The organism is Saprospiraceae bacterium, assembly GCA_016710235.1.
Classification (GTDB): Bacteria; Bacteroidota; Bacteroidia; order Chitinophagales; family Saprospiraceae; genus Vicinibacter.
This window is the reverse complement of the sequence record JADJLG010000001.1, coordinates 1,092,567-1,115,385: the sequence shown is the minus strand read 5'-3', so window position 1 is coordinate 1,115,385 and position 22,819 is coordinate 1,092,567. Positions and strand designations below refer to the sequence as shown.

General features: G+C 39.2%; 16 protein-coding genes and 1 pseudogene. 4 read left to right on the top strand and 13 right to left on the bottom strand.

The window, feature by feature from the left end:
- Positions 1-451: 451 nt before the first annotated feature.
- Both IPI99_04630 and aspS read right to left on the bottom strand, forming a co-directional pair.
- Complete coding sequence (locus IPI99_04630) at positions 452-6,037, bottom strand: HYR domain-containing protein (GenBank protein ID MBK7339797.1); 5,586 nt, start codon at positions 6,035-6,037, stop codon at positions 452-454.
- 277 nt (positions 6,038-6,314) lie between these two features.
- A complete protein-coding gene (aspS, locus tag IPI99_04625) occupies positions 6,315-8,084 on the bottom strand; it encodes an aspartate--tRNA ligase (protein MBK7339796.1) in 1,770 nt (589 codons plus the stop codon).
- Positions 8,085-8,224: 140 nt separating this feature from the next.
- Between aspS and IPI99_04620 the strand changes: the two genes are divergently transcribed.
- The 4 genes and pseudogenes from IPI99_04620 to IPI99_04605 all read left to right on the top strand — a co-directional run bounded on the left by IPI99_04620 (position 8,225) and on the right by IPI99_04605 (position 12,197).
- Positions 8,225-9,841: a hypothetical protein gene (locus IPI99_04620; protein MBK7339795.1), complete on the top strand. Its 1,617-nt coding sequence runs from the start codon at positions 8,225-8,227 to the stop codon at positions 9,839-9,841.
- A 14-nt stretch (positions 9,842-9,855) separates the two neighbouring features.
- Positions 9,856-11,412 carry a YifB family Mg chelatase-like AAA ATPase gene (locus IPI99_04615; GenBank protein ID MBK7339794.1) on the top strand — a complete coding sequence of 519 codons (1,557 nt, stop codon included), beginning with the start codon at positions 9,856-9,858 and terminating at the stop codon, positions 11,410-11,412.
- Between the two features lie 11 nt (positions 11,413-11,423).
- Positions 11,424-11,858, top strand: a pseudogene (gene ybeY / locus IPI99_04610) (rRNA maturation RNase YbeY).
- A gap of 21 nt (positions 11,859-11,879) precedes the next feature.
- Positions 11,880-12,197 carry an MGMT family protein gene (locus IPI99_04605; GenBank protein MBK7339793.1) on the top strand — a complete coding sequence of 106 codons (318 nt, stop codon included), beginning with the start codon at positions 11,880-11,882 and terminating at the stop codon, positions 12,195-12,197.
- Positions 12,198-12,581: 384 nt separating this feature from the next.
- On the opposite strand, the gene IPI99_04600 is transcribed toward IPI99_04605, so the two are convergent.
- The 11 genes from IPI99_04600 to IPI99_04550 form a co-directional block, all read right to left on the bottom strand.
- On the bottom strand, positions 12,582-14,066 hold the full coding sequence (locus IPI99_04600) for a cysteine--tRNA ligase (protein ID MBK7339792.1): 1,485 nt from the start codon (positions 14,064-14,066) through the stop codon (positions 12,582-12,584).
- A 164-nt stretch (positions 14,067-14,230) separates the two neighbouring features.
- Positions 14,231-14,899, bottom strand: coding sequence for a hypothetical protein (locus IPI99_04595; protein ID MBK7339791.1), 669 nt, complete (start codon positions 14,897-14,899; stop codon positions 14,231-14,233).
- Complete coding sequence (locus IPI99_04590; GenBank protein MBK7339790.1) at positions 14,899-15,648, bottom strand: cyclase family protein; 750 nt, start codon at positions 15,646-15,648, stop codon at positions 14,899-14,901. Before IPI99_04590 ends, IPI99_04595 begins: the two co-directional genes overlap by 1 nt.
- Positions 15,649-15,658: 10 nt before the next feature.
- Entirely contained in the window at positions 15,659-16,540 is an 882-nt protein-coding gene (locus IPI99_04585) for an NAD kinase (GenBank protein ID MBK7339789.1), read from the bottom strand.
- On the bottom strand, positions 16,540-18,024 hold the full coding sequence (locus IPI99_04580) for a hypothetical protein (GenBank protein MBK7339788.1): 1,485 nt from the start codon (positions 18,022-18,024) through the stop codon (positions 16,540-16,542). The genes IPI99_04585 and IPI99_04580 overlap by 1 nt, the downstream gene beginning before the upstream one ends.
- Positions 18,017-18,691, bottom strand: a complete 675-nt coding sequence (locus IPI99_04575) for a hypothetical protein (GenBank protein ID MBK7339787.1) — start codon at positions 18,689-18,691, stop codon at positions 18,017-18,019. The genes IPI99_04580 and IPI99_04575 overlap by 8 nt, the downstream gene beginning before the upstream one ends.
- Entirely contained in the window at positions 18,678-19,475 is a 798-nt protein-coding gene (locus IPI99_04570) for an NINE protein (GenBank protein MBK7339786.1), read from the bottom strand. The genes IPI99_04575 and IPI99_04570 overlap by 14 nt, the downstream gene beginning before the upstream one ends.
- Complete coding sequence (locus tag IPI99_04565) at positions 19,472-20,719, bottom strand: SpoIIE family protein phosphatase (protein MBK7339785.1); 1,248 nt, start codon at positions 20,717-20,719, stop codon at positions 19,472-19,474. Before IPI99_04565 ends, IPI99_04570 begins: the two co-directional genes overlap by 4 nt.
- Entirely contained in the window at positions 20,716-21,684 is a 969-nt protein-coding gene (locus tag IPI99_04560; protein ID MBK7339784.1) for an ABC transporter permease, read from the bottom strand. Before IPI99_04560 ends, IPI99_04565 begins: the two co-directional genes overlap by 4 nt.
- Positions 21,681-22,016, bottom strand: a complete 336-nt coding sequence (locus IPI99_04555; GenBank protein ID MBK7339783.1) for a nucleotide pyrophosphohydrolase — start codon at positions 22,014-22,016, stop codon at positions 21,681-21,683. Before IPI99_04555 ends, IPI99_04560 begins: the two co-directional genes overlap by 4 nt.
- Positions 22,016-22,468, bottom strand: coding sequence for a D-tyrosyl-tRNA(Tyr) deacylase (locus IPI99_04550; GenBank protein ID MBK7339782.1), 453 nt, complete (start codon positions 22,466-22,468; stop codon positions 22,016-22,018). Before IPI99_04550 ends, IPI99_04555 begins: the two co-directional genes overlap by 1 nt.
- Positions 22,469-22,819: the final 351 nt, after the last annotated feature.

Below are 22,819 nucleotides of genomic sequence, written 5' to 3'. Positions count from 1 at the left end.
GCTTTACATTACATACCTTTTGATGGTTAATTTACATTCGCTTTGTCTTTGTTTTTAATTTAACTTCGGATGCATTGGTTTTTTACTATAAACAATCTGGAATACAAACATAACTCTATTTTTCAAAATTTAAAATCTTTGAAGGTAATTTTAACCTTGTATTTATCTGTAGTAAGAATCATTAGCGATCGACATTAGTAAAGGAGCTTTACAATTAATTAAATATGAGGCAATTAAATAAATGCAGAGGGGTTATGCCTTTGAGTAATATAAACCCAAAATAATTCATAGAAAGAAATTCTAATGACTATTTTAGAATTATACCTCTAGTTGGTAGCACTAATTGTCGTTTAATGAGATAGACCGGTTGAACGAACGCAATTGAACAAAGAAAAAAACTCACTAACCAGACTGGCTGGTCAGTGAGTTATCACACCTTTTCATGAGTTGCTTAGTGCTGGACTGTAAATCTTTTGCTGATTTTCTGTCCGTTGTGACCTTCTACTATCATTTGATATACACCCGATGGCCACGCAGATGTATTGATTTCAAATTTATCTTCTGTCGTTTTATCAACTGATTTCCAGATAAGCTTTGACTGAGCGTTATAGAAAGAGATCTGCGAGACTCCGGCTTCACTTATTTGAACGAAAACCTGATGATCGGATGGATTCGGATACACCCAAGCATCCAAAGTCTGTACATCTCCTAGGTCATTTTTTCTGGTTTTAAGTTCACTCCTGAGATCTAAACATCCTCCCAGACATTTTAATGTCTGAGGTGTTCTAATCTCCATTTCATTTTCTTCGGTAGAACCTCCAAAGCTTGTTCCTCCATTGATCGACACACAATGATCTTCAACTTCTCCATAAAGGAATGTGCTGCATGGTCCTGACGGATAACCGCCATATGCCATCGAAACTCTCATTCTGCTTAGTCTTGGACTTAATCCGTTTGGAATAGTAATATTTCCAATCATTATCGTATTGCCGAATCCGTAAGTAGCCAGCTCATTCAAATTGTCAAATATTCCGTCTGCATTATAATCTATCCACACCTTCCAGTACACATTGTAGATAACACCTGCATATCCAGGAGTAAAAGATACAGTGTAAGTCTGTCCCGAATAAATTTCCGGACATTCTGTGATGTTTTTGTAATACCCTCCATTGTTTCCTGAATGATGATGCAACGTGGAGATTGAAACTGAGTCCACCCACATGTGTCTGCTATCTCGTCCTCTGCTATTGCAGTATTTTTCAAGAGAATCGCACTTCACCTGCACATTAAAACTACATGTGTCCTTTCCTCCATCTTTTGAAGCCACATAAGTAATTCTATGTGTACCACAAGGTACTTCCGTGCCTCGTTTTGGTCCTTCTATTTGTGTCAGGGTCCAACATGGAATTTCGCAAACAAACTCTCTGCTGGATGCTCCATTCTGGTCATTCCAATAACCATCCGGGCGTAGTTCGATATAATCTTCGTTTCCATTCATGTTGTTAGGTTGGCCAATCAACCAATTGCGATAAATAAATCCTTCTCTGTTCACCCATTCAAACAATCCTTCGGTATTTTCATCGGTACCTCCTATCCAGGCCGTCTGACCCATTAATTTGCTCGAAACATATTCGTTTTCACTTTGGTCATTGATGACTGCAAGATGTCCTCCATTGAGCGTACAGATCACCTTCGCCTCATCCCAGCTGGCCGGTGCCAACGAACAGAAATATCGGTGACCACCATATTCGCCCATATAGATAAAACCAGGCAGACTGTCCACACATGGTGTACAATATCTTACTGTCGGCAGATTCCAATTTACTATAGCACCAGTTTTATATGGATCTGAATTCTTAACCATTGTGTCAGGAGGACAGGTAATTTCAATTTCAGATCCGTACACAGTAATCTTGAATGATGTGCTAATGCTATTGCCGCATACATCAACTACTGTATAGCTTACTGTCGTCATTCCGGCACCAAACCTGTCGCCAGGACGGTGTGATGAACTCATGTTTCTGACTCCGCAATTGTCAGCTGCCACCGGAGGTAGCCAATACACTCTAAGATCACATTGACCATTTGCATTGATTACTGTATCATGTGGCACGCTTGTAAAGCGAGGATTGACATCGTCTTTCAATTCTATGATCTGTTTACATTCTGATTTTAATGTCGGTATTTCCGGATCTGTCGCAGTCCATGTGCGTTCTATTTTAATCGCTCCTGAGCACGGCCCGTTCGATAGAATTTTATCTTTATAACTAATCACAGGAGTTTTACATGTTGGCTTACCTGGTACCGCCGTCGCTGTTCCAGTATTGGAAGGATCCGTGGAAGTTGAAGGACATGCTTTATAGTCTGCCGGACAACTTATGACCGGATTTTTATCACAACAATTATCAGTTACAGTCACTGTAAACCAACATGTGCTTGTGTTTCCACAATCATCAGTAGCCGTATATACCACAAGTGTATTACCCCGATTGAGTTGGTCACCCGGTTTATAGTTTGATCCTACAAACACTGATCCGCAGGCATCTGAAACCGTTGGTGGTGTCCAGCTTGCGATTCCTTTGCAATCATACGTTGGATCAACGGTGAAATCAACAGGACAAGCACTAAACACCGGAGATGTTTTGTCTTCTTTGGTAATATATTGAATACAGCTCGCAGTCAAAGAAGTGTTGTTTGCATCAGTTGCTTTCCATGTGCGTTCAACGTATGTTGAGCATGCGCTTTGGTATAAGACACTATCCGTGAATGAAATTACCGGAGACAGACAATATGGGCTTGCCTGCGCCGTCGCCCTTCCTGTAATTGAAGGATCAATTGAGGAAAGTGGACATACTGTAAAATTAGAAGGACATGTAATCGTCGGTGGTTTGTTGCAACAACTATCTGTCACTGTGATGGTAAAACTGCACTGCGCTGAATTTCCACATGCATCAGTGGCTACATATAGAACAGTGTAGAATCCCGTTGAAAACTCCTGCAATGGTAGATAGTTCGATATTGTATTTACTATACCGCATGCGTCTTCCGCAACCGGCACGTACCAGTCAACTTTTACTTTACAATCCGGATTTGGATTTATCGTAATATCCGGTTGACAGTGTAAGAACACAGGTGGCGTCGTATCCTCCATTACAATCCTTTGGTCACATCTTGCCTCCAAGCTTGATTGATTGCGGTCAAATGCTCGCCAATGTCGAACGATTACCGTTGAACACGCACTTTGGTATAAGACCTCGTCATTGCGCGAAACGATTGGGTCGTCACAGCTTGGGTGACCTTTTGTCGCAGTCGGTCTGCCTGTATTCTGTGGATCTATATTTGCCCCTAGACATAAAGTTAAATCCGCTGGGCATGTAATTGTCGGTGGTTTGTTGCAACAGTTGTCTGTTACTGTCACGGTAAACCAGCATGAACTTGTATTGCCACAATCGTCTGTGGCTGTGTACACCACGAGAGTATTGCCAATGCCTAACTCTGATCCGGGTGCATAATTGAACCCCAGGTTCACTTGACCACAATTGTCACTAACCGTAGGTACCGTCCAGTTGACGATCGCTTTACAGTCAGCTCCGGGATCTACTGTGAAATTGACCGGGCATGAGCTAAATATCGGTGAGGTCTTATCTTCCAGAGTAATTGTCTGAACACAATGAACCGTATACGTTGAATTATTAGGATCAGTTGCAGTCCAAGTTCGCTCCACAAATGTCGAACAAGCACTTTGGTACAAAACAGAGTCGGTGTAGGTAATTACCGGTGGCTGACAATGAGGACTTGCCTGCGCTGTCGCTGTTCCCGTTATGGATGGGTCTAGCGAGGATACAGGGCATACAGTCAAATTGGCAGGACATGTAATGGTTGGTGGTTTGTTGCAACAATTGTCTGTTACAGTCACGGTAAACCAGCATGAACTTGTATTGCCACAATCGTCTGTGGCTGTGTACACCACGAGAGTATTGCCAATGCCTAACTCTGATCCGGGTGCATAATTGAATCCCAAATTCACTTGACCGCAATTGTCACTAACCGTAGGTAGCGTCCAGTTGACGATCGCTTTACAGTCAGCTCCGGGATCTACTGTGAAGTTGACCGGACATGAACTAAATACCGGTGAGGTCTTATCTTCCAGAGTAATTGTCTGAACACAATGAACCGTATAAGCAGGATGATCCGGATCTACAGCTGTCCATGTTCTTTCTATTCTCGTTGAACATGCACTCTGGAAAAGAACTCGATCCGCAAAAGTCAACACCGGATCTTTGCAGAAAGTACCTCCTTTGGTAACCTTTGCACTGCCGGTATTTGAAGTGTCGGTACTTGTTCCTGGGCAAAGTGTCAAATCTGCCGGGCAAGAAATCGTTGGAGGCTGGTTACAGCATGTATCAGTAACCGTGATGGTAAAGCTGCACTGTGCACTGTTTCCACAGCCGTCGGTAGCCACATACAGTACTGTATAGAGTCCCGGGGTAAATTCCTGGAGTGGTAAGTAGTTTGAGGTCGTATTGACTGCTCCGCATGCGTCTTCTGCGATTGGCACATACCAATCTACTTTCACCTTGCAGTCAGGACCAGGGCTGGCCGTGATATCCGGCTGACAATGTAAGAACACAGGTGGCGTATTGTCCGTCTGAGTGATGCGTTGGTCACATCTGGCTTCAAGTGTCGGTTGGTTACGGTCAAATGCTCGCCAGTGTCGAACGATTACCGTCGAACAAGCACTTTGGTACAATACTTCATCCGTGCGTGATACGATCGGGTCATCACATATTGCACCGGACCTCGTTGCCGTTGCCTTGCCTGTTATGGATGGGTCGATACTTGATCCCGGACACACTGTCGCGTCTGCAGGACAAGAAATCGTTGGTGGTTTGTTACAACAGCTATCCGTAACCGTAATGGTAAAGCTACACTGTGCGCTGTTTCCACAGCCGTCAGTAGCCACATAAAGTACTGTATAGAATCCAGGGGTAAATTCCTGGAGTGGTAGGTAGTTTGAGGTCGTATTGACTGCTCCGCATGCGTCTTCTGCGATTGGTACATACCAATCCACTTTCACCTTGCAGTCAGGACCAGGGCTGGCCGTGATATCCGGTTGACAGTGTAGGAACACAGGTGGCGTATTGTCCGTTTTTTCTATTCGCTGAATGCAGGAGCTGATAAGATTAGGCTTTGCAGCAATAGAAGCTGTCCAGATTCGATAAATCACAACCGAACAATTGCTAATATTGACCACAGAGTCCCGATAATTGACAGAAACTTGACCACATGCCGGACTTGGCGTAGTAGCAGTTGCTCTGCCTGTAGTATCCGGGTTCGTACCGGCGGTATAGCAGAGAGTTAAATTTGCAGGACATGTAATCGTCGGTGGCTGATTACAACAATTATCAACTACCCTTATAGTAAAGCTACATGTTGATGAGTTTCCGCATGCATCGGTTGCGGTAAATATGACACGAGTTGTTCCAACCGGAAATTTATCTCCATTGATATGGGAGCTTGATAAGCTGAGATTGCCGCAATGATCTGTCACCCAAGGAGAAGTCCACTGATATGTGGCAACACATTTGCTGTTGCTCAAAATAACGGTATCCTTAGGACAGTTAAAGAATACCGGAGGCTCTTCGTCCTTAAGATCTATATACTGAATACAAAAGCTGCGTAAATTTTCGTCATCTGGATCTGTAGCAGTCCATATTCTTCTGATTTTTTTTGCCCCGGGACATGGACCTGTCTCGTATTCATTGTCGATATAATCCACAATTGGTGCTTGGCAAGAAATGCTTCCTGGTTTGGCAGTAGCACAACCCAATGCTTCGATATCTATCGAGGCTCCGGGACATGTCGTAACATCAGCCGGACAGGTAATGATTGGTGGTCTGTCACAGAGTACTCTACGGTTAAAACTTTGAAGGACTTGTATCTCCTCCTGAGCATAAACCGATGGCACAAAATAGATGACTGTAAATGCCAAAAAAATTGCTTTCAAGTTGGCAAGGGGTAACTTCAGTCTATACATTACACTATCTTTAAGTAGAAATAAATGTTTATGAGATCCAGAAGTCCTGAGTAATTGGCTATAGATTCGAGGCGTAAAAGTAGTTAATACTTTTATTCAAAGCGCAAGAATTGTAAAATTTTATTTTACTAAATATTATATTAATAAAATATTATATAAGAATTATATTTAAATTAAAAAATATTGTTATATATATTTTGCGTGGACTGTGCTTCATTCACATAATAGAAAAATGGAACTACTCGTCCATTTCTCCCTAGATATTAGTGTAAATCGATTATTCTATCGATTCTATTAGGTTTATGCCAAGCTCTTTGAGTTGATGCACATCCAGTTCTGAAGGAGAATCAATCATCGTGTCTCTTCCTTGATTGTTTTTTGGAAAAGCGATGTAATCTCTGATGTTTGTTTGGCCTTGCATAACTGCGCACAGACGATCAAATCCAAAAGCTATCCCAGCATGCGGTGGAGCCCCATACTCAAAGGCCCCTAGCAAAAATCCAAACTGCTTTTCCGCTTCTGCAGGAGAAAATCCGAGCAATTGGAAATTCTGAGCTTGTAAAGCTCTGTTATGTATTCGAACCGACCCTCCACCTATCTCGGTACCGTTGATTACCATATCGTATGCTGCTGCTCGAATTGAGCTCAGAACTTCCCTATCATCGGATCTCAACTTTTCTATATCCTTTGGTAACGGCGACGTAAAAGGGTGGTGCATTGCATAAAAACGATTACTCTCCTCATCCCATTCTAACAATGGAAAATCAACAACCCAAAATGCCTTGAATTCTCCAGCTTTTATAAGTTTGAGCTTACGCCCCAATTCGAGTCTCAGTTCTCCGGCTTGTTTCAGTGTTTTTTCCTTTGGTCCTGCCAAAATAAAAAGCACATCCCCTGATCCCAACTTCCAGCTTTTTGCCAAGTCTTTAAGTCGTTCATCACTATAGAATTTTCCCAGGCTGGTTTTGACACTGCCATCGTTATTAAAACGCACATATGCCAGTCCTTTCGCACCTATTTGCGGCCTTTTTACCCACTCTGTCAGATCACTGATCTCTTTGTTGCTGAAAAAGTCTGCAGTAGCTTGACATGCAAGTCCACAAATTGCTTCTGCCTCATCAAACACCGGAAATCCTGCTCCTTTCAGCTCTCTCTCCAGATGTTGTATTGGCATGTCAAATCGCAGATCCGGTTTGTCAGAACCATAATTGTGCATAGCATCTTCATAGCTCATTCGTTCAAATTTTGGTAAATCTATCTCCAATATTTTATTGAATAAATGCTTGATCAAGCCTTCAAATGTTTCTAATACATCTTCTTGATGCACAAAGGCCATCTCGCAGTCTATTTGTGTAAATTCCGGCTGTCTGTCTGCTCTGAGGTCCTCATCTCTGAAGCAGCGTACTATCTGAAAATATCGATCCATTCCTGCAACCATCAAGAGCTGCTTGAATGTTTGTGGGGACTGGGGCAGTGCATAAAACTGTCCTTGATTCATCCTGCTGGGTACTACGAAGTCTCTTGCACCCTCTGGTGTGGATTTGATAAGATATGGTGTTTCTATTTCTACAAAACGCTGATCATTCAAATAATTTCGCGTTTCGAATGCTGCCTGATGACGAAACAGCAATTTGTTTTTTACCGGAGATCGTCTTATGTCAAGATACCGATATTTCATACGCAACTCATCCCCGCCATCAGACTCATCTTCAATAGTGAACGGCGGGACGGCAGATTGATTTAATATCTGCATCTCTTTGACCTGAAGTTCTATATCTCCCGTTGGCCTCTGAGGGTTTTTGCTGCTTCGCTCTCGGACAATGCCTTTAGCCATTATCACAAACTCTCTACCCAGTTTTCTCGCTGCCAAACAAAGGCTCTCGTCTTCTTCCAAATTAAAAACAATCTGCGTTATGCCATACCGATCCCTCAAATCTATAAAAGTCATACCTCCCAAGTTTCTGGCACTTTGAACCCAACCGCTCAAAATAACTTCCGCCCCTACATGGTTCATTCTTAATTCTCCACAATCATGACTCCGATACATTTTCTGCTCTTTTTTTGCAAAAATAAAGAATCTCCGGCCAAACCAGAGATGCCTTGATTTGAATCTGAATCTTTCTGCTGTTTTGGTGCTTCCTCAAATCCGATAAATGAGCAGATTCACTATCTTTATGTTTTTGTATAATGGCTGACTCTATTTCTAACTCTAATCGTTACAGTTTCCGAGAAATCCATGTGATCCAATTGTTCACTGCTATAATCTTATTGATACTCGCAGTTCTGTTTAAGGGGACCGGTGATGATGGAGACAGCCTCTTACATTATTTGTATGCCAAATGGGCTTATACGGATCCTTCATTGTTTTTCAATCATTGGGCTAAACCTCTTTTTGTCTTAGCAGCCACACCCTGGAGTCAATTTGGTTTTGTAGGAATTAAAATTTTCAACATCGTAAATATATTATTAGCACAATATTTTATTTACCGAGTGTGTTTGGCATGGGATTACAAATTTCCGTGGCTTGCTTCTCTGTTTTTAATTTTATGCCCTATGCTAATCTATTTTGGTTTGTCTGGGTTGACAGAACCTTTTTTTGCATGCCTATTTTCTCTTGGTCTGTTTTTATTTCAGAAAGAAAAATTTTTATCCGCAACCATTCTCATTTCTTTTTTACCCTTTGCAAGATCAGAAGGTTTGATCATTATAATTTTATGTGCAGCATATCTTTTGTGGATAAAAAAATACAGTTTCTTGCCATGGTTACTTACTGGTCATGTGATCTATGGATTTGCTGGAATGAGATTTTACAATAATGATTTTTTATGGCCTTTCAATAAAATCCCTTATCCGATCAATAAAGCATTTTACGGTAAGGGTGAGTTATTTCATTTTGTTTATAACATGCCCTATGTTACTGGGATCATTCTTTCTGCATTATTGCTGGTTGGTTGCTTTTTTTTATTTCGAGATGTTAAAAAATTACTTCAATCCAGAAACAATTCTCGACTTTCTTTGGAGGTATTTTTAATTTATGGTTCATTTTTAGGTTTCTTGTTTTTTCATTCGTACGCTTGGGCGTTTGGGAGATTTAACTCATTTGGTTTGATGAGGGTTTTTATAGCTGTAATTCCAATGATGTGTATTATAATGACAAAACCGTTTGAATATTGGCATACTTTTTTTGAATCAAAAAAGGGTCTCTATACTTTAGCGGGAATTGTCAGTTTTCAATTTATTTTAAATTTTACGCCAAATCATAATTACGCGGTTCAAGCTCGTAAATTAAATGAAACCGGTGCTCAAATCTGTATGAAAAAAGCAATCTCTGAATTGGAAGAAAAATATCCTGAGTGGACAAGATTGCATAAAATCTATGCAGCTGTATCCTTTCCCTTTTATGCAAAATTTAATCCTTTTGTCATAGGGTTGAATGAAAATATCGGAATCCTTAATCAGAAAAAATCTTTTCCTGAAAATACTTTGATCGTCTGGGACGAGTGGTTCGCACCACTGGAAGGTGGCGTTAAAGAAGAAAGGATTACTTCAGATACAACATTTAATAAATTTGTCATCACAGAATTTACAGGAGAAAGTGGAGACCATCATAAAGTCATTATGGCTCGGTCCAAAATAGACAAAAGCATGCGCGAAATTCGTGAAGAAAAAATACGATCGATGATGCACACGATACGCTCTGATGAAAAATGGTTGAGCCATGTACGAGAAAAAGCTATAGAAAGGGGGATTCCTTTGGATTCTATGATTTATCTGGATGCGGAATATATGATTGATATAAAATAAAAACAATATAGCCGATGTTGATTAAATCCTATGCTGCTGCTGTGTTTGGTGTTGATGCACGTACCATTACAGTAGAAGTGAATGCCGGTGGAACCGTAGCACTCGGAAAAATAAATTATTTCATGGTAGGACTTCCCGACAATGCAGTAAAAGAGGGTTATCAGAGGATTGAATCTGCAATTAAAAATGAAGGTTTCCAGTTTCCTCGACTAAAATTGGTGGTAAATTTAGCTCCCGCTGATATCCGGAAAGAAGGCTCATCTTATGATCTTCCTATTGCCATAGGAATACTGGCTGCAACAAACCAAATGGACAGCTCCCAGTTAGACAAATACATGATTATGGGAGAGCTCAGTCTGGATGGCAGCCTTCGTCCCATAAAAGGCGTTCTGCCAATTGCCATTCAGGCGAGAAAAGAAAAATATAAAGGGATTATCATTCCAAAAGTCAATGCTCGTGAAGCTGCAATCGTCAATCAGCTGGATGTCATAGCTGTAGAAACTTTAAAAGAAGCCGTTGACTTCCTTACTGGAGCTCAGACCATAGAGCCTTTGGTGATCGACACAAGAGAAGAATTTGCTTATCAACAAACCCTTTATGCCAAAGATTTTTCTGACGTAAGGGGCCAGGAAAATATTAAACGGGCCCTTGAAATAGCGGCTGCAGGAGGGCACAATGTGATCCTTATAGGTCCTCCAGGTGCCGGAAAAACCATGCTTGCTCAGCGGTTGCCTTCAATTTTGCCGCCTCTTGGATTGAATGAAGCTCTGGAGACCACAAAAATTCATTCCGTAGCCGGTATTTTACCAAGCGAAAGTGGTCTGGTCTCTGTCCGCCCTTTCCGGTCCCCTCATCATACTGTCAGTGACGTAGCCCTGGTGGGTGGAGGCTCCAATCCCAGTCCGGGCGAGATTTCTTTAGCTCACAATGGCGTTTTGTTTTTGGATGAGTTGCCGGAGTTCAAACGCGCCGTACTGGAAGTGCTGCGCCAGCCTATGGAAGAAAGAAAAGTAACGATCTCCAGAGCTAAAGTCTCGATAGATTATCCTGCCAGTTTTATGCTGATCGCTTCCATGAATCCTTGTCCCTGTGGTTACTACAACCATCCAGAAAAAGAGTGCGTATGTGGTCCGGGAGTGGTCAAAAAATATCTGAGCCGTATCAGCGGTCCACTTTTAGACAGGATCGATCTTCACGTTGAAGTGACCCCGGTTTCGACAGATGATCTCATGGAACATGGTAAACCGGCAGAATCGTCCCTATCGATTCGTGAGCGAGTGCTTACCGCTCGCCAAAGGCAAGAAAGCAGGTATGAATCTCTGCCCGGCATTCACAATAATGCCCAGATCGGATCTAATATGGTCAAAGATATTTGCCAGATAAATGCTGCAGGAATCACCTTGCTGAAAACCGCTATGCAACGCCTTCAATTGTCTGCAAGAGCATATGATCGCATCCTGAAAGTCGCTCGTACGATCGCTGATTTAGCCGATAGTGATGATATCAAAATTGAACATTTGGCGGAAGCCATCCATTTTAGAAGCTTGGACCGCGAAGGTTGGGCGGGATAAAAATCCTCATTATGCGATTTACACCAACTCAAAAATCTCTCCTTAAAAAAGCAAAAATCAGCTTTCATTCTGATGATTATAAGTTGCCTTGGGATCAAAAGAAGCTAAAGCTCTGGATGCAGACGATAATCTTCGGATTTGGAAAAGCCGCAGGTGAAATTCATTATTATTTGTGCAATGATGAAGATCTATTGGAAATCAATCGGCAATACTTGCAGCATGATTATTATACAGACATTATCAGTTTTCAATATAATCCCGATGTGGTAGCAGGTGACATTTACATCAGCTATCAAAGGATCAGTGAGAATGCTGCCAACCTCAAGGTTGAGGAAGAAGAAGAGTGGTTGCGGGTGTTAATTCATGGAATCTTACATTTCTGCGGTGTTAAAGACAAGTCTTCCAAAGACGAAAAACAAATGAGAAAATTGGAGGAAGATGCCATCCATTCTTTTAAACACAACTATCTGCAAGAGCAAAGCTATTACGATCTTGTTTTTGCTATTGTCAAAATGATTCCGCGCGGAAAGGTGACTAGTTACTCAGCCATCTCAAAATTTCTTTCCCTAGGATCGCCTAGAATGGTTGGTTATGCTCTTCACTCCTTACGTGGCAGCAAAATGGGAATCCCCGCACATCGGGTGGTAAATGCTAAAGGTGAACTTTCAGGACGACACAATTTTGGTGGAGACAAAGCTATGGAAAACCTCCTCCGTTCCGAAGGTGTTGTAGTAGAAAATGACAAAGTCATAAACTTCCCAAAAGTTTTCTGGCAGCCGGAATAACTCATTCTTTCAATGTTCGTGTTACGCCATACTTTTTTTTAACCTTGATTTTGCTTTAGGGAATGGTAGCCCATATCAATTGGGCAATAAAATCAAGGGTTAGGATGAGATCGAATGATTTCGCGAATTAAAAATCAAGTGCTCGTTTTCAATCGATTATGAGGTACCCGACCAAAACTTCGCTTGGCATTGCCCTTTCTCTTATTGAGTAATCTTGAGTTTTCTTCTATTTGATTTTGATCAGTATTGAATTACCCAAGTGCAGATCCAATGACTTGTTTATAAAAAATAATTCTTTCGAATCCAACCTTTCCCACAGCCTTGATTTTGAAGTCACCTTGCTGCACAATTGAATTTCCGATACAAAATTTAGGTAAAATCAATTCAATCTCTCGTCCAGCCAGTGCCTTCTTTACCGTCTTTTAGCTGTATGCCGAGTTCTTTTAATGAATCTCGAATTAAATCAGAGGACGCCCAATCTTTTCTGTTTCGAGCATCTGTTCTCAGAGAGATTATGAGCTTCATCAATCCGTCTGTTGTTCCACCATTTTCTTCTTGACTCTCCGCCTGCAAACCGAATATGTCAAACACAAGGCTTTTAATCCTGCTTTTCATGTCGATCCAGCAGGATTTTGATATCTTGGATGAAGAAATATGTCTGTCCTTTACCGAATGAATGAGGCTGACCAATTCAAAAACAGAGGCCAGAGCTTTGGGCACATTGAAATCATCGTTGAGGTCGTCGAAACATTGGTTGAGAGATTGATTCACTTTCTCGTCAAGTTCTCCTTCCTCTTCGGCAAACGCGTCTGTAATTTGATCCATGGCAAGAATTGCTTCCATGAGGCGTTTGTATCCTTTTTCTCCTGCAATCAGTGCCTCATCGGTAATATCCAATGTGCTGCGATAATGTGCTTGAAGCATAAAAAACCGGATACTCATCGGTGAGAATGCTTTGCTGATCAATGGGCTTTGGCCGGTAAATAATTCAGTTGGTGTGATCGAATTGCCTTCGCTTTTAGACATTTTCCTGCCATTAAGCAAGAGCATATTCGTGTGCATCCAATACCGCACAGGTGCATGTCCGCAAGCTCCTACGCTTTGTGCAATTTCATTTTCGTGATGAGGAAATTTTAAATCATTTCCCCCACCATGAATGTCAAAAATTTCACCCAAATATTTTCTACTCATCGCGGAGCATTCCAGATGCCATCCGGGAAATCCTACTGACCATGGTGAAGGCCATTTCATGATGTGTTCCTCTGATGCTTTCATCCAGATAGCAAAATCTGAAGGGTGATTTTTTTCGTCTTGGTTCTTTAAATCCGATCGGCTTTCTGCCATCAACTCTTCAACAACCCTTCCACTTAGCTGACCATAAGGATTTTTATCCTGAATAAATTGGATCGTATCAAAATAGACTGAACCATTTTTGACATATGCATATCCTCGATCCAAGATTGCATTGATCATTTCTATCTGTTCTATGATATGACCGGATGCCAGTGGTTCTATCGTAGGTGGAAGCGTATTGAAAATCCTCATCATTTCATTAAAACCCAAAGAATATTTGTGTGCAACTTCCATGGGTTCCAGTTTCTCCAGTCTTGCCCCTTTTAACATTCTATCCTCACCATCATCCAATAAGTGCCCTACGTCAGTGATATTTCTCACATATCTGACTTTATATCCCAGATACCGGAAATACCGATGTATGATATCAAATGAAACGTAAGTTCGACAGTTGCCAAGGTGAACATCATTGTACACAGTAGGCCCACAGACATACATTCCTGCATAACCTTGTTGTAAAGGCACAAATTCTTCTTTCTGTCTTGTCAAGCTGTTGTATATCCACAGATTTTTCATCTGAATGTATTTGATATTTACTTTTTATTAAATTGTTCTTGGATTATTAGAACATCGGATTTCATGTTTTGCCGATAAGAATTCTTCGATACAAGTTTTGCAAAGATATATTCCTATTCTTTCATTTCGTCTGCAAATTGATAAATGAGGGCGTTAATGGAAACTTAATTCAATTCATTTCTGAGCTGTTTGTTTTTATTTGAGATCGCTTTCATTTCTGATTTTGCTTTGACGCCAGCGATTGCATTGATCGCTAAATACATTACTAAACTGCCCAGAAAACATAGGTTTCTTGCCATATTCCAAACGGATTCCGCTCTATGAAAAAATGGATGAATAACAAAATTTTGTATGAATATTATACCCAAGGTGCAAATCAATAATAAAACAACCACCGTAAACCAGTTGGCATAGGATTTGAGATTTTGTAGAAACAATTGATGAAATAATAGCTTTCTATATTTAGGATTGGAAGTATTCAATTTATATAATTCTCTGAAATGATGCAGTGATGATGAACTCTCCTGTTGCTGTACATAATAGGTCGCCCTCAAATAAATCAGTTTTTCATAAATGTGTCGCAATGTTTGATGAAAATGATCATGATTGATAATTTCATACAACAGCTGCTCACTTTGCTTTTCGAAAGTAAAATAATTTTCGACATAAAACATCGCTTTCACAAATGAAAATTTGATCTCCGCGTATTCTTCAAACTCGAGGTCCTGTATCTTTCTAAAATTTTTTTTGTAAAATATAATATGATCAAAAAATGCGTTATCCGGCAATCGTCTGAAACTCACAATAAGATCCGAAGCATGTATTGTTTTCATTATACCAGATTCAACGGATAAATAACCGGCCTGGATGGCGATGCGTCGAGTTCAATCGGCGCCAGTTGCAAATTGAGAAGATAAAATCCATCTGTTATCTCATTTTTTACATATATCAGCTCGGTTATTGTACAATGTCTCGACCTGTCACCTTTCCAAAACGATTTATGCGAAGCGAGGAGCCCCTGATCCTCTTCTTTGTCTACAGAAGGTAGATCTACCAATAAATGTTGTATACCATTCTCTACGATCAGGTCAATGGCTTCCGGAGAAAAATACGGCGGATTAGTACCTGAATATTGTCTCGTTATTTTCGAATCATCATTCGGGAGCGTCCTTACTATAAGCGCTTTTACTCCACTATTCTGCCACAATGCTGCAATTGTAGCAGCTTCAATTACAAGATCTCCATTTTCTCTACGCGTAGGATAAACGGACAACAATTCTGCAACAAACAAATATTTAGTCAAAACTTGATTGACAGATAATCCTTCACTGGAAATGTGTGCACTACTTTCCGTGTGCGTACCGTTTCCGTGTGGATTTAATTTGACATTGTAAAAATTAACCGGAGATCCGGATTCTATACTGCCTATAAAATTTCCCATTTTGACCGGCTCATGTTGGTATAATGGAGCGTAAAAGCAGTTTACTTGGCGTATCCCCGGATGCAGAGGGATGGAAATATCATGCCCACGGTCTAAATCAACCTTACAAATGAGATTATCTATATTTATAACGAAATTCATCTCACGCTTTTTAGTTTCTCTGGTCCAATCCCCAGTTTAGTTTTTCATGGATAGTCTTCAAAAAACTCGATGGCAAAAGATGTACCAGTTTAAAGGAATAATCACACTTTCTCACTGCAAGTTGATAGTCTGAGGTAATTACTTCAAACCTCGAGTCCATCGTACACAGGAAACTATCTGCCCTGCCTTCAATCTCAAAAGAAAGAACGTAATGATCCGGCAAAACGACTGGTCTTACATTCAGATTATGTGGCGCCACCGGAGTTATGATGAAATTATTAGAATCCGGAAAGACTATGGGGCCACCGCAGGATAATGAATACCCTGTAGATCCGGTTGGTGTAGAAACAATCAGTCCGTCAGCCCAATATGAATTTAGAAACTCGCCGTTTACAAAAGTACGTATTGTAATCATAGAGGAATTATCTCTCTTGAGAACCGTAAAGTCATTTAAGGCCAGCGGAGCTTCGCCAAACAATGCAGGGTTGCTATCCAATTTAAGCATGGATCTATCTTCTATGGAAAACATTCCATTCACCAATTGATAAACTGCATCATTGATGAGTTTCTTGTCTATGCCTGCCAAAAAACCCAGACGTCCCATATTGATCCCCAGTACCGGTATTCCCAGGTCACGAATCAGTCCTGTTGTGGACAATATCGTACCATCACCGCCAAAACTAATCACAAACTGAGGTTTAATATTCTCCAAATCCTCATAGGAGCTCCACAGTCGATCGTCGATTTGTTTTCTGATGTCGTTACCGAGTAAGGAATAAAAGGTTTCGTAGATATAATACTCGATCCGGTGATCTCTCATTTGAGTCAGGAAGCTTTTGATATGAATTTGGTCTTCCGGATTCAGTTTTTGCCCAAAGATGCAGATCTTCATTAGAACGTGGATTTGCTGTGAACAAAGATACCGACTTCTCTTCTATGGTTGACAGAAAGATGCAGTTGAAGTTTCTGTACATTATTTATTCCTAATTCTCCTCCTAATGTGGCGCTATACAAAAAGCGATTTGCTAATTCATTGCTTGGATCCTCATATTTATCTTTTACATATGCCGTTGAAACATTTACCAATGCTGAGGCATCCAGTTTAAACTTGATCCTCGGTTCGTTTTTAAGTATCTTAAAAAAACTCTTATGATATGAAAATAATTTGTATCGAAGGTTTTGCTCGACTCGCAGCATATGCGTTCCATCAATGACATAATATTCATATCCGTAAACTATATTGTTATAATACCCCAATAATTTGTTCAGAGAATATGGTTGTTTATTATTGAGGATTTGCTGCGAAGAAGTGATAACCGAAGAGTAAATATATCGAGGAAATAATTTTTTTGCATAAACCCACTCTTGTCGGGTTATAAAAGATCGAACATCATCACTTAAAAAAGATCTTCTCAAAAAAAACTCGAATGCTAAGCGATATCCTTTTTCCGGCAATAGATCATGATTCAGTTTATTGAAATAAAATCCATAACTTAAGAGAAAATGCCTCTGGATCCGGTTTCCGTCACCATAAAAATTTCGATTGCGGTATGCAATAGAATCGCTAATATTGTTGTACTGGTATTCCAAACGATATTGGTGAAAAATTATACTGCTGGGTCTGTGTGCCAAACCTATATAAAATTCTCTTCTGGTCAATTGGATTTTTTCTTCATTCCTGTAAAATACTAATTTATTATTTTCGGATTTGTAATCTACTTCTTTGCTGTGAGCATATAACATTCCCGCATATGCACCAATATTTCTTCTATAACTAAAATAAGGGTAGTAATAATAAAATTCGTATTTGTTTGTATATCCGGTCTGCATCTTTAATCTAAGTTTATCCTTTCTGCCAGACACATTATAGTGAATCAGCTGTAGTCCATAATTTACTCTATCTAATGAGTGATTTTGCTCTGTCCACCAGACATTATAATTTCGGTCCGCGATGTCAAATATTATAGATGGAAAAAATAACCAGCTTTCCTTTAATGATACAACAATCTCGAATTCACAATGCAAACTTTGTGAAGAATCCTGAATTGTAGATACTTTAACATCCGCAAACAATCCCGTTCTGGTAAGGTCAATTTGAATTTGATCCAGTTTTTGATAAAGTGCATTGATATTCAAAACCTCATTGACATGGGTTCTCATTTCGTTTTTGATGACCCATAATTTGGTTTTTTCATTTCCTTCAATATGAATATTGGAAACTATTATGCTGTCACATTGAGCACCAAGCCTGGTCTCTGAAAACAATAATGCAATTCCTACTAGGATTTGGAAAGCCTTCTTGATGAAGAAACGAATAAACTTTATAAACCACCCATTCTTTTTATTCAGAAATGTAGTGCACTCTTTGTCATACATCCAAATACCTCATTAATTCGTCATATCGTTCCTGATACTCACTTACGTATTGTTTCGGTGTGAAAACTTCTATTTGGTCATACTCATGTCTCTCTAGTGTTTGGATGATTGTGTCTGGTTCTGAACAGTTAAGTTTGATTGTGAGTAGCATTTCGTCATGATCATCAACGTTCGTTATAAAGCTGTTCAAAATAATACATCTGTGTTCTTCAACAATTGTGGCAATCTTACTGAGCAAATAATCCAATTTTCTCATCCGAATTACAATTAATGAACCTCTCTGCTCCGTTTCAAAACCATGATTGAAAAACTGGATAATTTCTTTAATGCTGACACTTCCTACTATGTGATTGTCTTCATCAGATATAGCTATAATACTGATTTTATTCTGTATAAAATTAGTCCACAATTTTAATATGCTATCTGTATTTTTGACTACTACTTGAGCACAGGAAGGATTGATATGTTTTAAGGTTTCGAATTTCTTTTGATTTTCTAAATCTTCTATAGAAATTAATTTATTGAAATATTGTCCCGAGATCACGATAAGATGTTCTACCTCTTCAGCCTCCATCCATTTTAAAGCATCCGTCACAGTATTCTCTTCATTGAGCATATTGCGCTGTGAATTTACTATTAGTCCTGAATTGAGGTCATGATAGCTCATTCTTCCAGTTTTGTTTTGTGTCCAACAATAATTCAGTTTTTACTTTACGCGCATTCTGCAGTTCCTCCAATAAATCTCTGTCTCTTTTATTTAATCTTTCAAGAATAGAATCAGTTAGAATATACTGGTTATTTCGGAAAGCCTCAAATTCCGGTAGGACCCTTATATATGCCAGAGCTTCATGATTCATTACATTTTCCCAATCATTAAAACCCAACAATCTTGCTTTGTTGAGATGGGTGATTGCATTTGTCGCTTCTTCATTCATTGAATAAGCACATGCTATATTAAAGTGGAGTGCTTTATCATTTGGATCCAAATCAATGGCTCTTTTAAAATCCTGAATTGCACCTTTGATATCGTAATCTTTAAATTTTCTGATCCCAGAATTTTTATAATTCTGACTTTCCTTCCTTTGCTTGCGAAGATCAAAGTATGAGCTTTGGTTTCTTTTTGTTGTCTCTTGATTTTCGTCTAATAATATATATCGGCCTCTTCTTTGGTTTTGTACCTTAGGCATTTCCCTACGATTGCCATACCTGTCTCTGAAATAATAAGAATTGTATTTCCGATCAAATTCGTTCGGGTCCATGATCATAAATTTGTACGCATCGTACCACGAAAGCAAAGTAGAAATAGGCATACCAAAAATGCTAAATATATTTCTTAATATAAGCAACAAAATATAGAGTATACCGATTTCGGTTTGTCTAAGATAAAATCGGTGCATTCCAAAACTACCTCCGATTATAGCCAGAAAAATGGCAACCCATTTTTTTTTCATTTTGATAATTTCTTAATTTTTTGTGTGGGACAATATTTAAATGTAATAATCGCAATATCATCCGGAAGTTCCTCAGATCCTTTAAAGTTTTGTATTTGATCCATGATTTTTGCATTGAGATCTTTCGCGGTGATATTTGGTTGTTCTAAAATACTGGATTTGATGTATGAAACATTGAATTTTTCGCCAAATTCATTCTTTACATCGGTCAGTCCATCAGTAAATGCGACCAATAATGAGCTTTCTTCCAAAGGAATACAACCTTCTCTCAACTCCGGAAGTCTGTCAAAATGACCTATGATCGTACAACTTGCACCTAGTGATTGAAAATTTCCTTTGTGATAATATATCGGTGGAATATGTCCCGCATTCACATATTGTAGAGTTTTATTCTTAATATCTGCCAACGCAATAAAGAAAGTGATATACTTTTCCCCTTTTGTGATTTTCAACACGGTCTCATTCAGAGCGATGACAAGCGTTTCCAGATCCTTATATTGTTGGGCAAGATTTTGTACCAATGCTTGAAAATTGGCCATAATCATCGCAGCTGCTATTCCTTTACCTGAAACGTCAGCGATACAAAAACAAATCCGATCTTCATCAAAACGGATATAATCGATATAATCTCCTCCTACTTTAAAATGCGGTTGATAAATATTGGCCAATTCAAACTGTGAACCTGTCGGCATCTCCTCAGGTATCAACATCTTTGTCACTTCATTAGCCAGTTCCAGCTCTTTCTCCTGAATAATTTGTTTGCGAACCAGTCTCTTGTTTTCTATAGCAACGGCTATGATATTGGTGATAGACGTTATAATCTGAATGTTGTTGAAAATATCCTCACCATTTTTTACTCCACTGATGAGAGAATACGCAATTGGATCTCGCTTGTGATATACCGGAATGATAAATTCAAATTCTTGTAATTGTTTGTCGTCCGTTTTTTTAATAGTATGCAGACGTTTGTATTTGATAAATTTGTCCGGCAACTCTTCCAATCTCAATTCCGGATCCACATGATTTGTTAAAACCGCGTGCCACTTGGTTTCTTCTTGTATATACAATGCAATTTTTTCAATACTGAGTTCCCAGGTTAAAAAATTCTTGTACATGGTAAATAAATCTTCTTGTGGAAGATTTTCATTGATCGCTTGAGTAATATTCAGCAAAGATGTGATCTGGAGTTGTTTTAGACTCAACTCATTTTCCATCTTTGTCAATATATTGTTTTCGCGACTCATGTTGTGGTTGCTTTCAAATCGGTCTTGTCTCTCCAATAATTGGTTTGCAATTGAAAAGACAGAATGAGCAAAACTACAATAAATGCCGGAATAATGGCAAGCAATGGATTCGATGATACTGCATATACATAATGCTCCTGAAGAATGTTTCCCAAAGTTGGAATCGGAGGCTGTAATCCAAGCCCAATAAAAGATAAACCCGACTCAAGCAATACAGCCAAAGCAAAATTGGAAGCTGCCAATACATAAATTGGTCCCATAATGTTCGGCAATATGTGTCTGAACAGAATTCTACTGTCTGAAAATCCCATCGATATGCCTGCTTGCACAAAATACATCTCCTTATAATACTTTACCTGGCCTCTGACTACTCTTGCTACATCACCCCACATCGTTAGTCCGATCGCAATGAACAAGGCAGGTAGTGTTCTTCCAAAAGCAAAACTGATCGCAAAAGCCAACAGTATAGAAGGTAAACTCCAGAATAGACCGATCAGCATACTTAGGAATCGGTCTGTCTTTCCACCATAATAACCTGCCATCGCACCGATCGTTATTCCTAAAAATAACGAAAAAAGAACTGCCGTCGAGCTCACTACCATCGTATATCTGATGCCGACGATGATTCTACTGTAAATGTCCCTTCCCAATTTGTCGGTTCCAAAATAATGTGTTGTACACTTTACCTTTTGGTCCTGGACAGAAGTCTTCCGCCCTGAGTTGGATGAAGGTGCTACACCAATTACAAATTCTTTAAAATTACTGATTTCCGCTTTTGACAATAAATTCCCTTGTCCACAGCTTGTAAACATGGGGTTCCTCAGGGATTTTGTCAAGTCCTGTGAATTGGCGTACTGCATTTTATCTACACTGAAAAAATAAGGTACAACACAGGCAAATAAGCAAAATACAAGAAACAGACTCGTCAACACAAATAATATTTGTTTCAAGTCTAACGATTTCATGCTAGAAGTTTTGGATTCTTACTGTGTCTGTCTTTATCTCTTTTAGTTTTTTTTGATAAACTTTCTTGCATTGCTGCATCGAGATCAATTTGCATTTGGTTGGCCAGACAGCATAATACAAACTGTATATCTGCCAGCTCTTCTCTGATCATTTCTTGGCTTTTATCTTGATCGGGAAAATTTTTATAGGATTGTTCCCCATATGTTCTGCTAATATGTCTTGCCAGCTCGCCAACTTCTTCTACTAGAATCAGTGTGTTGGTCATTTCATTGAAATATCTGATACCGTATTGTTTAATCCACAGATCCACTGCCTGTTGCATACTATTCATCACTCTTTGTTTTTGCTGTCAATAATTATAGTGACCGGCCCATCGTTGATCAGCTCTACTTGCATATCAGCACCAAAACTACCCGTTTGAATTAGGCTTTGGCTCATTTCAGTCAGCTTTTTCACAAATTTCTCATACATCTGTTCTGCTGCTACTGCAGGAGCAGCTTTTATAAAACTAGGCCTGTTTCCTTTTTTGGTACTAGCCAACAAAGTAAACTGACTGATTACCATTAACTGTGCTTTCGCTTCTCCGGAAGATATGTTCATATAGCCGTGTTGATCCGGAAAAATCCTTATTTGTGCAACTTTTTGAGATAACCAGTTGATATCTTCGTCTGTATCTGCACCTTCTACTCCCAATAAGATCAACAGCCCAGGGCCAATGGTAGAAATTACTCTTGTATTGACTCTCACGGTAGCGGATTTTACTCTCTGTATAACAGCTCGCATTTTGAAGAGTAAAGATAAACTTATAAACATTTTTAATTCTTTTAATATTTATAGCTTTCATCTTCAATGGTTCAAAAAATTATTTTTTCACATTTGATATTTGATTTTTCATTCAATTTTCAACATTATAGTTGGGTATTGTGAATATCTGTCATCCAATAGAATACAAATTTGCTTCTTCCACATTTTTATTCACTACTTTTCACATGTTCTACAAGTGATCTGTTGATAAAATTATTCACACATATTTAATTAACTTGAAGTGAATAAAATCTATAATATTTACATTTATAAATATTTAGAATATGAATAAAATGTGATTTTGATGTGTATAACTTAGGTTTGTAAGCT

What these genes read in the sequence shown, in the direction of transcription:
- IPI99_04550 (MBK7339782.1), bottom strand. Translation starts at nt 22,468, where the DNA reads ATGCGAGCTGTTATACAGAGAGTAAAATCCGCTACCGTGAGAGTCAAT.
- IPI99_04555 (MBK7339783.1), bottom strand. Translation starts at nt 22,016, where the DNA reads ATGAATAGTATGCAACAGGCAGTGGATCTGTGGATTAAACAATACGGT.
- IPI99_04575 (MBK7339787.1), bottom strand. Translation starts at nt 18,691, where the DNA reads ATGAGCTATCATGACCTCAATTCAGGACTAATAGTAAATTCACAGCGC.
- IPI99_04600 (MBK7339792.1), bottom strand. Translation starts at nt 14,066, where the DNA reads ATGAAAAATCTGTGGATATACAACAGCTTGACAAGACAGAAAGAAGAA.
- IPI99_04585 (MBK7339789.1), bottom strand. Translation starts at nt 16,540, where the DNA reads ATGAAGATCTGCATCTTTGGGCAAAAACTGAATCCGGAAGACCAAATT.
- aspS (MBK7339796.1), bottom strand. Translation starts at nt 8,084, where the DNA reads ATGTATCGGAGTCATGATTGTGGAGAATTAAGAATGAACCATGTAGGG.
- IPI99_04590 (MBK7339790.1), bottom strand. Translation starts at nt 15,648, where the DNA reads ATGAATTTCGTTATAAATATAGATAATCTCATTTGTAAGGTTGATTTA.
- IPI99_04630 (MBK7339797.1), bottom strand. Translation starts at nt 6,037, where the DNA reads ATGTATAGACTGAAGTTACCCCTTGCCAACTTGAAAGCAATTTTTTTG.
- IPI99_04560 (MBK7339784.1), bottom strand. Translation starts at nt 21,684, where the DNA reads ATGAAATCGTTAGACTTGAAACAAATATTATTTGTGTTGACGAGTCTG.
- IPI99_04570 (MBK7339786.1), bottom strand. Translation starts at nt 19,475, where the DNA reads ATGAAAAAAAAATGGGTTGCCATTTTTCTGGCTATAATCGGAGGTAGT.
- IPI99_04565 (MBK7339785.1), bottom strand. Translation starts at nt 20,719, where the DNA reads ATGAGTCGCGAAAACAATATATTGACAAAGATGGAAAATGAGTTGAGT.
- IPI99_04615 (MBK7339794.1), top strand. Translation starts at nt 9,856, where the DNA reads ATGTTGATTAAATCCTATGCTGCTGCTGTGTTTGGTGTTGATGCACGT.
- IPI99_04580 (MBK7339788.1), bottom strand. Translation starts at nt 18,024, where the DNA reads ATGTATGACAAAGAGTGCACTACATTTCTGAATAAAAAGAATGGGTGG.
- IPI99_04595 (MBK7339791.1), bottom strand. Translation starts at nt 14,899, where the DNA reads ATGAAAACAATACATGCTTCGGATCTTATTGTGAGTTTCAGACGATTG.
- IPI99_04620 (MBK7339795.1), top strand. Translation starts at nt 8,225, where the DNA reads ATGGCTGACTCTATTTCTAACTCTAATCGTTACAGTTTCCGAGAAATC.